The organism is Aquirufa sp. TARAVU-A1A (assembly GCF_054558675.1).
Genome location: NZ_JBPXKP010000005.1, coordinates 93,184 through 107,741, shown reverse-complemented (window position 1 = coordinate 107,741; position 14,558 = coordinate 93,184). Strand labels below are relative to the sequence as shown.

At 41.0% G+C, this 14,558-nt stretch carries 15 protein-coding genes; 10 read left to right on the top strand and 5 right to left on the bottom strand.

The features are described 5' to 3' along the window. Positions 1–12 precede the first annotated feature (12 nt). Genes V7S75_RS08465 through V7S75_RS08450 form a run of 4 tightly spaced genes read left to right on the top strand, consistent with a single transcriptional unit; the run spans position 13 to position 4,612 of the window. Positions 13–762 (top strand): isoprenyl transferase, encoded by a 750-nt coding sequence (locus tag V7S75_RS08465; protein WP_459513254.1) that lies wholly within the window; start codon positions 13–15, stop codon positions 760–762. Positions 763–771: 9 nt separating this feature from the next. Next, positions 772–3,435, top strand: coding sequence for an outer membrane protein assembly factor BamA (gene bamA, locus V7S75_RS08460; RefSeq protein WP_459513056.1), 2,664 nt, complete (start codon positions 772–774; stop codon positions 3,433–3,435). Between the two features lie 12 nt (positions 3,436–3,447). Next, complete coding sequence (locus V7S75_RS08455; protein ID WP_459513054.1) at positions 3,448–3,987, top strand: OmpH/Skp family outer membrane protein; 540 nt, start codon at positions 3,448–3,450, stop codon at positions 3,985–3,987. 46 nt (positions 3,988–4,033) lie between these two features. Continuing rightward, positions 4,034–4,612 carry an OmpH/Skp family outer membrane protein gene (locus V7S75_RS08450; protein ID WP_377977310.1) on the top strand — a complete coding sequence of 193 codons (579 nt, stop codon included), beginning with the start codon at positions 4,034–4,036 and terminating at the stop codon, positions 4,610–4,612. 388 nt (positions 4,613–5,000) lie between these two features. Here V7S75_RS08450 and V7S75_RS08445 read toward each other — a convergent pair whose 3' ends face one another. The 3 genes from V7S75_RS08445 to V7S75_RS08435 are packed head-to-tail and all read right to left on the bottom strand — an operon-like array spanning position 5,001 to position 7,515. Next, positions 5,001–5,726 (bottom strand): sulfite exporter TauE/SafE family protein, encoded by a 726-nt coding sequence (locus V7S75_RS08445; RefSeq protein WP_459513052.1) that lies wholly within the window; start codon positions 5,724–5,726, stop codon positions 5,001–5,003. Positions 5,727–5,734: 8 nt separating this feature from the next. Then, positions 5,735–6,319 (bottom strand): lipoprotein signal peptidase, encoded by a 585-nt coding sequence (locus V7S75_RS08440; protein ID WP_459513050.1) that lies wholly within the window; start codon positions 6,317–6,319, stop codon positions 5,735–5,737. Next, a complete protein-coding gene (locus tag V7S75_RS08435; protein WP_459513048.1) occupies positions 6,319–7,515 on the bottom strand; it encodes a proline dehydrogenase family protein in 1,197 nt (398 codons plus the stop codon). Before V7S75_RS08435 ends, V7S75_RS08440 begins: the two co-directional genes overlap by 1 nt. A 112-nt stretch (positions 7,516–7,627) precedes the next feature. On the opposite strand from V7S75_RS08435, the gene V7S75_RS08430 reads away from it, so the two are divergent. After that, entirely contained in the window at positions 7,628–8,722 is a 1,095-nt protein-coding gene (locus V7S75_RS08430) for a chorismate mutase (protein WP_377977314.1), read from the top strand. A gap of 298 nt (positions 8,723–9,020) precedes the next feature. Here the strand turns inward: V7S75_RS08430 and V7S75_RS08425 are convergent, their stop codons facing one another. Then, entirely contained in the window at positions 9,021–9,917 is an 897-nt protein-coding gene (locus V7S75_RS08425; protein ID WP_459513046.1) for a DMT family transporter, read from the bottom strand. Positions 9,918–9,993: 76 nt separating this feature from the next. On the opposite strand from V7S75_RS08425, the gene V7S75_RS08420 reads away from it, so the two are divergent. From V7S75_RS08420 to gatC, 4 genes are read left to right on the top strand one after another with little or no spacing between them, the layout of a single operon-like run. Continuing rightward, positions 9,994–10,368: a RidA family protein gene (locus V7S75_RS08420; RefSeq protein WP_377977316.1), complete on the top strand. Its 375-nt coding sequence runs from the start codon at positions 9,994–9,996 to the stop codon at positions 10,366–10,368. 3 nt (positions 10,369–10,371) lie between these two features. Next, entirely contained in the window at positions 10,372–11,877 is a 1,506-nt protein-coding gene (gltX, locus tag V7S75_RS08415) for a glutamate--tRNA ligase (RefSeq protein WP_459513043.1), read from the top strand. After that, positions 11,877–12,059 (top strand): hypothetical protein, encoded by a 183-nt coding sequence (locus tag V7S75_RS08410; protein WP_459513041.1) that lies wholly within the window; start codon positions 11,877–11,879, stop codon positions 12,057–12,059. The genes gltX and V7S75_RS08410 overlap by 1 nt, the downstream gene beginning before the upstream one ends. Continuing rightward, positions 12,046–12,333 (top strand): Asp-tRNA(Asn)/Glu-tRNA(Gln) amidotransferase subunit GatC, encoded by a 288-nt coding sequence (gene gatC, locus V7S75_RS08405; protein WP_459513039.1) that lies wholly within the window; start codon positions 12,046–12,048, stop codon positions 12,331–12,333. Before V7S75_RS08410 ends, gatC begins: the two co-directional genes overlap by 14 nt. On the opposite strand, the gene aroB is transcribed toward gatC, so the two are convergent. Next, positions 12,334–13,362 (bottom strand): 3-dehydroquinate synthase, encoded by a 1,029-nt coding sequence (gene aroB / locus V7S75_RS08400; RefSeq protein WP_459513037.1) that lies wholly within the window; start codon positions 13,360–13,362, stop codon positions 12,334–12,336. Between the two features lie 94 nt (positions 13,363–13,456). On the opposite strand from aroB, the gene V7S75_RS08395 reads away from it, so the two are divergent. Then, complete coding sequence (locus tag V7S75_RS08395) at positions 13,457–14,488, top strand: pyruvate dehydrogenase complex E1 component subunit beta (protein ID WP_459513252.1); 1,032 nt, start codon at positions 13,457–13,459, stop codon at positions 14,486–14,488. Positions 14,489–14,558: the final 70 nt, after the last annotated feature.

Here is a 14,558-nt window from a genome sequence, read left to right as displayed (position 1 = left end):
GTGAGTCAAGACATAAAAGATTCTATTGATGTGAACAATCTGCCGGCGCACATTGCCGTTATCATGGATGGTAATGGACGATGGGCAAAACAGCAGGGGTTTAAAGATCGCATTTTCGGTCACCGACATGCTATTGCGGCTGTTCGGGAGACGATAGAAGGCTGTGGGGAACTTGGAGTGAAGTTCTTGACTTTATACGCATTTTCAACGGAAAATTGGAATCGTCCTGCAGCAGAAGTAAAGGCTTTGATGAGCTTATTGGTTAGTGCCATTCATGATGAATTGCCAGGGATGATGAAGAATCAGATTCGCTTAAAGGCAATTGGTGATTTGGAATCATTACCGAAAAGTTCGCAGAAAGAATTACAATCAGCGATGGATCAAACGGCAAATAACAAGGGTTTAACCTTAGTTTTGGCGCTTTCTTATTCGGGAAAATGGGATTTGACACAAGCGACAAAAAAAATCGCAGAAAAGGTAGCTGCTGGTGAAATGGGGCCCAATGATGTCAATGCTGACGTGATTAATGCTCATTTGTCCACAGCAGGAATGCCAGATCCTGATTTAATGATTCGTACAGGCGGGGACCATCGAATTAGTAATTTTATGCTATGGCAATTAGCCTATGCGGAGTTGTATATTTTTGAAGAGTTGTTTTGGCCAGATTTCAGAAAAGTCAATTTGCATCAAGCAATCGTTGATTTTCAGATGCGCGAGCGTCGGTTTGGCAAAACGAGTGAACAAGTTAAACGTGAGGGTTAGTCCCTGGTAATGAAAAAAGACATTTGCATGAATTTTCGTAAAGAATCAAAGGGGTATCGTTCTTGGCAGCTAGTATTGGTGGGCTTGGTTCTTTTCATCACTCAAACTGCGCAAGCGCAAGTTTTAGGAAATCGTAGGTTTGCTACGTCGAGCGCGGCGTCTTCGACTTTTTCTTGGACAGATCCCAAGGAATATGAAATTGCTGATATTGAAGTGAGTGGATCGCAATTCTATGATGGGGCATCCATGATTAATATATCGGGCTTGCAGAAGGGAGATAAGATTAAGGTGCCTGGGGATGCTGTTGCTACGGCCATCCGAAAAATCATGGATCAGGGGATTTTGGAAGAAGTTGAAATTTATGCTTCCAAAGTGGAAGGAGACAAGATTTGGCTTCAAATCGCTTTGAAAGAACGTCCACGTTTGTATGCGATAAATTATGTGGGCATTCGTAAAGGAGAGCAAGAGAGCTTAAGTGAAAAAGTGAAAACTTACAAAGGAAAAATTATCACAGAGACGCTTAAGAAGAATTTGGAATTAGCTATTCGGAAATATTATCAAGAAAAGGGTCGTTTAAATGTAAAGACAAAGTCGACGATTCGGGTAGATACCTTGCGTGGAAATAATGCCACTTTAATTGTTAATGTAGACAAAGGGGAGAAGGTAAAGGTGCATAAAATTATTCTGGATGGGATTGATGCAAAGTCTCGTGGATTGATTTTGCGTAAGATTAAAAATACCAAACAAGTTCGTTTTGGTCGGATTTTTAAACCTTCAAAATTCGTTCCTAAAAAGTGGGATGAGGATAAAACAAAATTGCTTGAAGCCATGAATAAATTGGGCTTCCGTGACTTTCAAATCAAATCGGATTCCATTGGAAAGGTTGACCAAAAATCCGTGAATTTGTATATCAAACTCGTTCAGGGGAAAAAGTACTACTACCGTAATATTAGTTTTGAAGGGAATTATATCTACCCGGATTCTGTGTTGAATATGGTTTTGGGAATCAAAAAGGGTGATGTGTACAATACGGAAGAATTAGATAAGAAAATGCAAGGTAATCCGGGCGATGATTTGAGTTCTGTCTACATGGATAATGGGTATTTGTATTATAATGGTGAGCCTGTAGAGTCGGCTATCGAAGGAGATTCAATTGATTTAACCATTCGTATCAGTGAAGGTAAGCAAGCAACGATCAATAAAGTTATCTTGAATGGAAATACGAAGACGTCTGATCACGTCGTTATGCGTGAGATTCGTACATTACCGGGACAGAAATTTAATAAGTCCGCGATTATCCGTACCGTACGTGAGTTATCGACCATCGGTTATTTTAACCCAGAAAAAATTACACCCAATCCGCAGCCGCGTCCAGATGGAACGGTGGATATTGAATACAACGTAGAAGAGAAGCCGTCCGATCAAATTGAGCTTTCAGGCGGTTGGGGTGGTTATATCGGTTTTGTAGGTACTTTAGGAGTCGTGTTCAATAACTTCTCTGCGAAGAACCTGACGAATTGGTCGGCATGGCGTCCTCTACCTGCGGGTGATGGCCAAAAGTTATCTGTACGTTTTCAAGCAAATGGTGCGGCATATCAAAATTACAGTTTGACATTTACGGAACCTTGGTTAGGGGGTAAGAAACCGAACTCTTTTTCTATCTCCTTGAATCGAAGTGTGTCGTATCCTTATCAATTCCGTACGACAGGTTACGGTGGATATGGTAGTGGTATGGGCGGATACGGAAGTGGTTTAGGTGGTTATGGAGGTTATGGAGGCTATGGCGGATACGGTGGTTATGGTGGCTATGGCATGAGTTCCTATTCGGTTCCTGATTCTTTGCTCGATGCACACTTTAACGTAAACTCGATAACTTTCAGTTTAGGGAAGCGATTGAAATGGCCGGATGATTATTTCTCATTGAGTAATTCCTTGTCATTTTCACAATATGACGTAGATCGTTATTATACCTGGGCTTATCCGCAAGGAAAATCCACTTCGATTACTTTGATGACGAATTTCTCTCGGAATAGTATCGATAATCCAACCTTTCCACGTATGGGTTCAAGTTTCTCTTTAAATGCATCGCTTACGCCACCTTATTCATTAATGGGAGGTAACAAGGATGGTAGTTTAATTGAATATCATAAATGGATGTTTGATGCGAGTTGGTTTACTCCATTAATAGGTAAATTAATTCTTCACACACGTGCCCATTTAGGATTCTTGGGATCTTATGGCGGCGCACCTACTACACGATTTGAGCGTTTCGATTTAGGGGGTTCAGGGATGGTACAAGGGTTCTCCTTTAACCGGGATATTGTCGGATTACGTGGTTATAAAGATCGCGTAATTGGACCATCGGGTTCCTATGGAAATGGTGGGGTTGCCTATAACAAGTTTGTGATGGAAGCGCGTTACCCTGTATCTTTGAACCCTTCGGCTACGATTTTCGTACTAGGTTTTGCTGAAGGCGGAAACAACTTTGCGTCGATGACGGATTACAATCCATTTAATTTATATAAGTCGGCTGGTTTTGGCGCACGGATTTTTATGCCAGCATTTGGTATGATTGGTATCGATTATGGATTTGCGTTTGATAAGCCTCGTCCGGGAGATTCGGATTTTGGCCGACAAGCGTTTACGTTCTCGATTGGACAGCAAATTCGTTAAGCGGTATTAACAATGAAAAAGTCAATTTTTTTCTTAATTTTGGGAATCTTGTGCGTGGGACAACGGACCTATGCGCAGAAATTTGGCTACATTGATACGGAATTTATTACGTCCAAAATGCCCGAATTTCAAAAAGTTCAAACGGCTTTAAATGAGAAAACAAAAACCTGGTTGAAGGAAGTTGCCGACAAGCAGGAGGCTGTTGCTCAATTGGAAAAAGAGTTTCATTTAGAGGAATTATTGTTGACAGACGAGTTACGTCAACAACGTTTGGCTACCATTAAATTGAAGGATCAAGAGGCGAAGGCTTACCAGGAAAAGGTATTTGGGGAGGAGGGTGAGTTGTTTAAAGCCAAACAAAATGCCATGAAGCCGATATTGGATGAGATCTCAAAAGCTTTGGAGCGTGTTGTGCGCCAAAAGCGTTTGGATTTTGTGTTTGATAAGGCAAATGATGGTTTAGCATTGATTTATACAAATCCGATTCATGATTATTCGGATTATGTGTTGGAGGAACTAGGTTTGGAACTAGATCCTAATTTGAAAAAATAGTAGAGTGATTAAGAATATAAAACAAAAACAACTAGATTAAACTTTTATGAAAAACAAACTATTCTTAGCTATGAGCCTTGTGTTCGGAATGGCTATTTTACCAGCGAAAGCACAAGTTAAAATTGGATTTATTAATGCGGATTACATCTTAAGCCAAATGCCTGAAGCTAAGCAAGTGGAAGAGGATTTGAAAAATACGCAAAAGCAATATGAGACGCTTTATCAAGGAAAAGTGAAGGATTTTCAAGATAAATTAGCGGCGTTTGAGAAATTAAATGCAGATCCTAAGACAGCTGATATCATCAAGCAAGACAAGGAAAAAGAATTGCAAAACTTGCAAACTTCGATTCAAGAGTTTCAGCAAAATTCTCAATCTTCATTGCAAAAGAAACAAGCTCAATTGTTGCAACCTTTGTTGAAGAAAGTTGAAGAAAACATGCACGCAGTGGCAGCTGAAAATGCTTACACGTACGTATTCAACTACGATGCAGGAATGGGAACAGCACCAATTTTGTTACACTACCCTGCAGATGCAAACATGTCTGATTTGGTATTAAAGAAAATGGGCATTACGCCTAAGCCAGCGGCTCCTGCTGCAGCACCAGCTGCTCCAGCAAAGAAATAAGTTAGCTGATTCTTTTGAAGAAAGCCTCGATGAAAGTCGGGGCTTTTTTTTGGATTTTGTAGAGACGCGATACTTCGCGTCTTAGACGTTAGACTTTGGACGCTAGACTTTAGAAATGAATCATCTTTCGTCCATTTTCTGGATAATGTAGAGACGCGATACTTCGCGTCTTAGACGTTGGACTTTAGAAATGAATCACTTTTCGTACATTTTCTGGATAATGTAGAGACGCGATACTTCGCGTCTTAGACGTTGGACTTTGGACGCTAGACTTTAGAAATGAATCATCTTTCGTCCATTTTTTGGATTTTGTGGAGACGCGATATTTCGCGTCTATTGGGTTATATCGTTGGTCTTAGACGCGAGGTATCGCGTCTCTATAAATTAGCTACCAAAAATACTTAACTGCCTGCAACAGCGATGTCAACAGAATTACCCCCAACACAATATATTGGAAGGTCTTCTCAGGGATATATTGTAAAATTCTTTTGCCCAAATACGAGCCTGCAATCGATATGACAATGAGGAAAGGAATCAAAACAATATGCTCTTGATGGAAATATCCGCTGGCGATGTAAACCCCAGCCCGACTCAAATCTACGCCCATATCGATGATGGCAGAAGTCGCAATAAATGCATCTTTTTCTAAATGAAAAGCTGCCAACGTAATGCCACGGATGGCACCTCCTGTTCCAATTAAGCCTGCGAGAAACCCTGATATGGTTCCCCCTAAATACAGGTTGGCATTTGTTTCCTTCAGCCCTTTGTGGTGGCCAGTCATCAAGTAGAGTGCTAGCATGAAAATGATAATATTCATGCCCATTTCAATTTCTTTTTGAGGAATGTAATTCGTAAGCCATGCACCTAAAGTGACAAACAAAACGGCAGGAATTCCCAATTTTAGGGCAATTTGTTTGTCGATTCCTTTTTTGAATAAAAAGATTTTGGAGATGTTGCTGAATACATGAAATACAGCTGTGATTCCTAAAACAATCTTGAAATCAAGTAGGAGAGATGCCAATGGAACAAATAGGATGGATGAACCAAAGCCACTAATAGTACCTACAATTTCGGCGAGTAGGGCTAATATGAAAAATATGAAATATTGCCCCATTTTATTAATTATTCGTTATCCTGCTTAAACAGGTAATTTTGAAAGAACAAGATCGTTACAACGCCGCAAAATATTGCTGCATCTGCAAAATTAAATATCGGCGTTGAATAATAACTCCCACCCCAAATAGGTATCCAAGTGGGCAGGATGCCTTCCCAAAAATCGAAGAAAAACATATCGATAACCTGGCCGTGAAACCATTGCATAGGCGCTCCCTGTGGTGCATTGTTCAAAAATACGCCATAAAACGCCGAGTCGATTAGATTTCCAATCGCTCCTCCAAGAATGAGGGAGGTACAAACTAATAACAAGGTATTTGACTTTTTAACCGTCAAAGTATACAACAAGTATCCGATGCCGAACATCGCCAAAATGCGAAAACTTGTTAAGATTAATTTGCCGTAATCGGATCCTAATTGAATGCCAAACGCCATTCCTGGGTTTAAGGTATAATGCAATTTGACGTATGGACTAATCAGTTCAATTTGCCCATAATAGCCTGGATCCATAAAATGATGCACAGCCATTTTGATTCCTTGATCTAAAAGGATGATCAATAAACTAAGAAGGAAATAGCGGTAATTGGATTTCATTAGGCGTTTTTTCTGCGTTTTACTTCATTAAGTAATAGGGTGAATTCCCGGGAAGTTTGCCCCGCAATGGAGCTATTCTCTTCGGCCCGACGGAATAAGTAGGGCATCACAGATTCTACGGGACCGTATGGTACGTATTTGGCTACATTATATCCTGCAGCAGCTAGGTTGTAGCTAATGTTATCTGACATCCCTAGTAACTGAGCAAAGTAAATATTGGGATGATTATGCGGAATTTGCTGTTTGGCCATCTCCTCAATCAATAATTTACAGCTATATTCATTGTGGGTCCCAATGCAAAAATGAACCCGCTCTAAATTCATTAAGCAAGTCAGCATGCCTGTATTGAAATCTTGATCGGTATGCTCCTTGTCCTTATGTAACGGTTCTGAATATTCATCCTCATGTGCTCGTTGGCGTTCTTTTTCTAAATAAGCCCCACGAACAAGCTTTACCCCCAAGTAATAATTGTTGTCTTTTGCTGTAGCAATAGCATTTGTTAAGTTTTCCAACATATCCACACGATACATTTGGAAAGTATTGAATATGATGGCTGTCTCTTGATTGAAACGTTCCATCATTTCATAGGTCAAGGTGTCAATTGTTCCCTGCATCCAACTTTCTTCTGCATCAATGAATAAGCGAACCTTTAAATCATATGCCTTTTGGCAAATCTCTATTAGTATTTCTTTACTGTGTTGGAATGTAGCTTCGTTTTCTTCTGCTAATCCTGTTTCGGTTTGAAATTCTTCCAAAAGTTCCGCTTGGAATATCCCAGTCATTTTGAAAACGGCAAACGGAATGGCCTGATTCTCATGGGCTTTTTGAATTGTTTTTAGAATTTCCTGCTTCGTTATTTGGAAAGATTTTTCATTTTCTTCCCCCTCAACCGAGTAGTCTAAGATGGTTCCAATCTTTCCTAATTGTAGTTGGTCGATCGTCTGTTTGCATTCTTGTATCGTTTCTCCACCACAGAATTGCTCGAAAATCGTAGATTTTATCAGTTTTTTAATGGGAAAATGGAGGAAAAGGAACAATTTGATGAAAAAAGTCCCTAACTTTACAAGCCAATTTTGGTTCATTAAGGCGAAAATCCAATAGGCCTTTTTGAGTTTGAAGTTGGACTTTGAAGCAAAGGCAATTTTAGTGTCTTCGAACGATAAGGTAGGTAAGGTTGAAGCGTTGGGTTTGTTCATTGATTTTGAAATAGCTTGCAAATATAAGAGAATTAGTAATCCGTTGAATCGGTGAAGTATAAAATAAAATAAACAAAACGTTTGGGGCGCGAGCCTTGTAAATCCGAAAATTATGAATGCCAATTTAGACATTGTACCTATGCAAGAGTGGATTCAGACTGGTGGAAAGCCGTTGATTATTGCGGGTCCATGTTCAGCTGAAACTGAGGAGCAAGTATTAGAAACAGCCCGTCGTATTAAGGCGGAAGGTTATGCACACATTATGCGTGCAGGAGTTTGGAAACCTCGTACACGTCCAGGAAGCTTTGAAGGTATGGGAGAGCCTGCTTTGAAGTGGTTGGTTGAGGCGAAAAAAGAAACGGGATTGCCATTGGCGATCGAAGTTGCAACGCCTGAGCACATTGAATTGGCATTGAAATATGGTGTTGATGTATTGTGGATTGGTGCACGTACTACTGTTAATCCATTCAACGTACAAGATTTAGCAGACGCTTTGAAAGGTGTAGATGTTCCTGTATTGGTTAAAAATCCAGTTAATCCAGATTTAGCTTTATGGGTAGGTGCATTTGAGCGTTTACAAGGTTCTGGTATCAAGAAATTAGGTGCAATCCACCGCGGTTTCTCAAACGCACAAGAAACGAAATACCGTAACTCACCGATGTGGGCAATGGCGGTTGAGTTGAAGCGTTTGTTCCCTCAAATGCCAATCATCGGTGATCCATCACACATGGCTGGGAAGCGTGCTTTATTGATGGAATTATCTCAACGTATTTTGGATTTGAACTACGATGGTATGATCATTGAGACTCACCGTGATCCAGATGCGGCTTGGTCAGATGCGTCACAACAAGTTACACCGGAGAAATTAGGTGAAATGTTGCGCGAATTAGAAGTTCGTAATGCAAATTACGGTTCTGACTTCTCTGACGAATTAGCAGGTCTTCGTGAGAAGATTGACAACATCGATCGTGAATTGATGGAAGTTTTAGCTGCTCGTATGGCAGTTGTTGAGAAATTAGGTGAGTACAAGCGTGATAACAACGTAGCTGTATTGCAATTGGATCGTTGGAAGCAATTGCACAATGACCGTGCAAATCAAGCTAAAGGCTTAGGTTTGTATCCTGAATTCGTAGAAGAAATGTTCAAATTGGTTCACTTAGAATCTATCCGTAAGCAAACGGAAGTAATGAATTCTGCTACGGCATAATTTGAACTATTAATTATATTGATTGCTGAGCCCTGAGAGAAATCTTGGGGTTCGCTTTTTTTAGACGTTAGACTTTAGACGGTGGACGGTGGAATGTAACCACATGACACTTCGCATCAATTGATTATAATCTCATAAATGAAAAGTCACCTATTTTCTAAAGTCCAGCGTCTAAAGTCCAACGTCTAAAGTCCAACGTCTAAAGTCCAACGTCCAATGTCTAACGACTAATGTCTATCGACTAATGTCTATCGTCCAACGTCTAACGTCTAATGTCCAACGTCTAACGACTAATGGACTATTTCTTGCTCACCCGATAACTCCCCCAAACCACCATTACCATCCCTAAGCAAATCAAGAAGGAAGGAAAGCCATGCCCCAAAGCAATCTCAATGGCAATCGAAAATACTACCGCACTATTTCCCACAGCTCCTACAATACTGGTTTTCTCATTCAATAGAGCCTGAGTCGTAAAGTATTGAACGCCTAGGGCTAATAAGCCCATAACTAATGCCTTTACCCACTCAAAGGGTGTAGGCATTACCCAAACTCCCGAAAAAAAACTGTTCGGCATTTCTAAAAATGTACCTAAGCACAAAGAGATGGTCGATGCAATTAAACCTGCTCCCATAAAGGATACAACCACCCAGCGAGAGTCATAATATTTCTGTGCCTCCTTAATAGCAAGGTAACCGAGCGCCGTTCCCATCGCATAAATGATTCCTGTCGCATGATTGAACCATTGGCCCGTGGCTTCCGGTTGGAAGATTAATAATATTCCGAAAAAGCCGACCAACAAAAACAAGACCTGCTTGCCTGTTAAGCTCTCATTGGGGATCAGAAAAAAGCTAAAGATTGCGATGAACAAGGGAAATGCCTGGCCATAGGTATTAGTTAGTGAAAGGCCCAAATGTTCCAAGGTGTAGAACAAGCAATACAAGGTAAATGCCCCTAATAATCCCCGAAGTATAATGAAATAAAGTTTTCCGCCTTTTTGAACTGCCGGCCTGCGAATCAAACTTGTTAGCAGAAAGGGGAGGCCCACAGCACTTCGGAAAAACACCAATTCCACAGAACCGAATCGGTCGCTCATGGATTTGGCAAGTGCCGACATCAATGCAAAACACAAAGAAGAAATGAGCATGTAGCCGATTCCTTTATTCTTGTGCCAAAGCTTGTGTATTTTTTTACGCATGAATTAATCGATTCCGCAGTTTCCTGATTCGAGATTCAGGCAAATTTTGGTAACTTGCATCTCTTATTTCAAAGGTATGACAAAAAAAATAATTTTTTCTCCTGACGCCCCCGCTGCAATTGGTCCTTACTCGCAAGCGGTCGAAGTGAATGGCATGGTTTTCGTATCCGGTCAAATCGCTTTAAGCGTGTTTGAGTCTGGCGCGAGCATCGAAGAAGAAACAGACCAAGTCATGAAAAACATGGGTCACATTCTAAAAGCGGCTGGTTGCACGTATTCAGATGTGGTCAAATGTTCCATCTTTGTCAAAGACATGGATAATTTTGCCAAAATTAACCAAGTTTACGGGGCATATTTTCCCGAAAATCCTCCCGCACGCGAAACGGTCGAAGTTGCAAGACTCCCGAAAGACGTGCGTGTTGAAATTGCTTGTATTGCCTATAAATCATAATATATGTCATCATCTGTTCGCGTTCGTTTTGCCCCAAGTCCTACGGGTCCCTTACACATCGGTGGGGTTAGAACCGCGTTATATAATTATCTCTTCGCGCGTAAAATGGGCGGAACATTCATTCTTCGGATTGAAGATACCGACCAAACGCGTTTCGTTCCCGGCGCGGAGCAATACATTTTAGATAGCTTAGCTTGGTTGGGCATTAGCCCCGACGAAGGTGTGGGTGCTGCTGGGCCGCATGCGCCTTACCGACAAAGCGAGCGGAAAGAACTTTACAAAGCCTATGCGGATCAATTGATTCGCGAGGAAAAAGCCTATTATGCTTTTGATACATCCGAGGAATTAGATGCGATGCGGTCGATGTTTGAAAGTAAGGGTTCTGCATTTCAATACAATGCGTTAACTCGCGTTAAATTGCGTAATTCATTGGCCTTGCCTGCTGCTGAAGTGCAAGCATTGTTAGAGGCAAATACACCCTATGTAATTCGTTTAAAAGTTCCTGCCAAAGGGGAAATTCGTTTCCAAGATTCTGTTCGTGACTGGGTGCATGTCCACACGTCGAGTATCGATGATAAGGTTTTGATGAAATCAGATGGCATGCCTACATACCATTTGGCGAATGTAGTGGATGATCACATCATGGAAATTACGCATGTGATTCGTGGAGAAGAATGGTTGCCTTCAGCTCCTTTACACATTTTATTATACCAAGCATTCGGTTGGACTGCGCCACAATTTGCGCACTTACCACTTTTGTTAAAGCCGGAAGGAAATGGTAAACTGTCGAAGCGCGATGCGGATTTAGGCGGTTTCCCTGTATTCCCCATGGAATGGACGGATCCGCAAACGGGTGCCGTTTCCAAAGGATTCAAGCAAGAAGGTTATTTGCCAGAAGCGACTTTGAATTTCTTGGCCTTTTTAGGTTGGAATCCAGGCACGGAGCAAGAATTATTTAGCTTGACGGAATTAATTGATGCCTTTTCATTGGAGCGTATCAACAAAGCAGGAGCCAAATTTGATGTGAATAAAGCCAAATGGTTTAATGAGCAATATTTAAAACAACAAGCTCCTGAATTATTAGCGAAAGCATATTTGGGACATTTACCTGCCGAACAAGGTTTGGCATTTGTTTCTTTGTTTTTAGACCGAATTACTTTTCCTCAGGAATTGTCAACGCTAGTGGCTGCTTTTATCGAAAAGCCTTCGGCTTATGATGAGGCTGTTATTCAAAATAAATGGAATGCGGAAGCTGAGAAAGGTTTAAGCTTATTAGCAGATGCATTGCCTAAGGTTGGCGTTTGGCAAGCCGACGAGATAAAACATGCGATTCACGAATGTTTAGAAGAGGCAGGAATCAAAATGGGTAAGGTTATGCAAATTTTACGTGTTGCCCTTAGTGGCAATGGTGCAGGTCCAGATTTGATGATATCCATGCAATTATGGGGAAAGGATCAAGTGGTAGAACGATTATCAGCTGCATTACAAGCATTTCCACAAAATAGCTAATGAAAGCAAAACCAAAACCCAAGGCTCCCAAAGTGCATCCGGATTTAGCCGGATTTGAAATGAATATAGATTCATTGGGCCAAATCACGACAAATTTGGATCGTGATGCTTTGAACGCATTTTTGGATAAAGAAATGCCGGAGGATAAAAAAATAAGATCAAAGAAAGATGAAGGTAAGTAAGGAGGATGTTGTTAAGATCGCGCATTTAGCACGTTTGGATTTGAAAGAATCGAAGGTGGCAGAAATGCAAGATTCCATCAACAAGGTTTTAGATTGGATGGAAGCTTTGAATGTGGTGGATACGCAGCATGTTGCCCCTTTGGCACACATGACTTCGGCGTTAAATCATTTCCGAGAAGATAAAGCGATTTCGAATTTAACGCGTGAAAAAGCACTCGCATTAGGTCCGGATACCAACGAGCAATATTTTAAAGTTCCGCAAGTAATTGAATAGTTACCCGATGTAATACTCCAAGGCTTTCTTCATCTCCGCCTTGGTCACAGGAATATCATAACCACAATCTCCAATCCCTGTAAGTAACGAGAATCGAATTTCGGTTCCTTTGTTTTTCTTGTCCTGGGCTGTTAATTGAATGATCGCTGGGATTTCATCTGCTTTCATTTGAACACGGCCATAAGTAGCAAATAACATAGCTTCGATGGCCTCTAATTCTTCAGCCTCTAATAAGTTGCGTTCAAATGCCAAATAGGCCTCTGTAATCATTCCTACAGCAATAGCTTCTCCATGTAACACGGCTCGTTTGCCTAATCCCAACAGGTAGGTTTCAACCGCATGACCTAAGGTGTGTCCAAAATTTAAAATTTTTCGCAAGCCTTTTTCTTTCGGATCTTCTTCTACAACTGCTTTTTTGATTTCGACAGAATGGGCGATTAAATCAGCTAGGTCAACTTGGTCAAAATCCAAAGCTGCGATTGTTTCCCATTTTGCGGCATCTCGGATTAAACAATGTTTAATGATTTCCGCAAAGCCTGACAATTTTTGACGATGTGGAAGTGTCTGAATGAAAAATGGGTCTATCAAAACCGTTTTAGGTAATTGGAATACTCCTATGTGATTCTTTAATCCATGAAAATCAATGCCCAATTTCCCGCCTACGCTAGCATCCACTTGTGCTAATAAGGTAGTTGGGATTTGAATAAAATCAATGCCTCTTTTATATGTAGATGCGCAAAAGCCGCCCATATCTCCAATCACCCCACCACCCAGGTTTATGACTAATCCATGACGATCCATGTTGGCACGTGTCATCGCCTGCCAAATTTTCTCACAAGTTGCGAGTGTTTTGTTCTCTTCTCCAGATTTGATAACGATTTTCGTATGATTTTTCGGGAGCAAGGATTGAATAAGAGGTAAACAATGTTTTTGTGTCTTTTCGTCCACAATAACTGCGATATGTGAATAATCGTGTTGGCTTAAAAAGCTCGATAAAGTTGCAGAAATTGCGCCGATTTGAACTGACATGGTTGATTTTATTCGTTGGAAATTCAAAAATACGACGATTTTACTAAAATAGACGGATTGTAACCTGAATTTTGGTTTTGTGGTGTGCTTTTTCTTGCCTAATTTTGTCGCTGCTTGGGAATACCCAAAACAAAGAAATCATATGAGAGAAATTCAATTTAGAGAAGCCTTACGTGAGGCTATGCAAGAGGAAATGCGTCGCGACGATACTGTCTTCTTAATGGGAGAAGAAGTTGCGGAATACAATGGTGCTTACAAAGTGTCACAAGGTATGTTGGACGAATTCGGTCCCGAGCGCGTGATTGATACCCCAATCGCTGAATTAGGTTTCGGTGGTATCGGTGTAGGTGCTGCAGCGAATGGTTTACGTCCGATTGTTGAGTTTATGACCTTCAACTTCTCGTTGGTGGCTATCGACCAAGTTATCAACTCCGCTTCTAAATTGATGTCGATGTCAGGTGGACAATACTCTTGTCCAATTGTATTCCGTGGGCCAACAGGTAATGCGGGACAATTGTCATCACAGCACTCATCCAATTTCGAGAACTGGTTTGCGAATACCCCAGGCTTGAAAGTTGTTGTTCCGGCAACACCTGCAGATGCAAAAGGTTTATTGAAAGCTTCGATTCGTGATAATGATCCTGTTATTTTCATGGAATCGGAATTGATGTATGGAGATAAAGGTTTAGTACCGGACGGAGAATATTTAATTCCAATAGGTAAAGCGAATATCGTGAAGCCGGGTACAGATGTGACGATTGTAACATTTGGTAAAATGTTGCCACGTGTTGTATTGCCAGCTGTTGAGGAATTAGCCAAACAAGGAATCAATGCAGAAGTAATTGATTTACGTACTGTTCGTCCAATCGATTATTTAACCGTAGTTGAGTCGGTAAAGAAAACAAATCGTTGTGTTGTTGTTGAGGAAGCCAATCCATTATCTGCTATTTCATCTGAAATTGCTTATCACTTACAACGTTGGGCTTTTGATTATTTAGATGCCCCTGTAGTTCGTGTGAATTCACGTGACTTGCCATTACCATATGCTCCAACGTTAATTGAGGAGATTTTGCCAAACGTCGCTCGTACCATCGATGCGGTGAAGACGGTGATGTATCGGAAATAAGTCGCTAGTCGCGCTGGTCTGATAAATTAGCTAAAATATATAAGCCCTGCTTGGTATTCCAGGCGGGGCT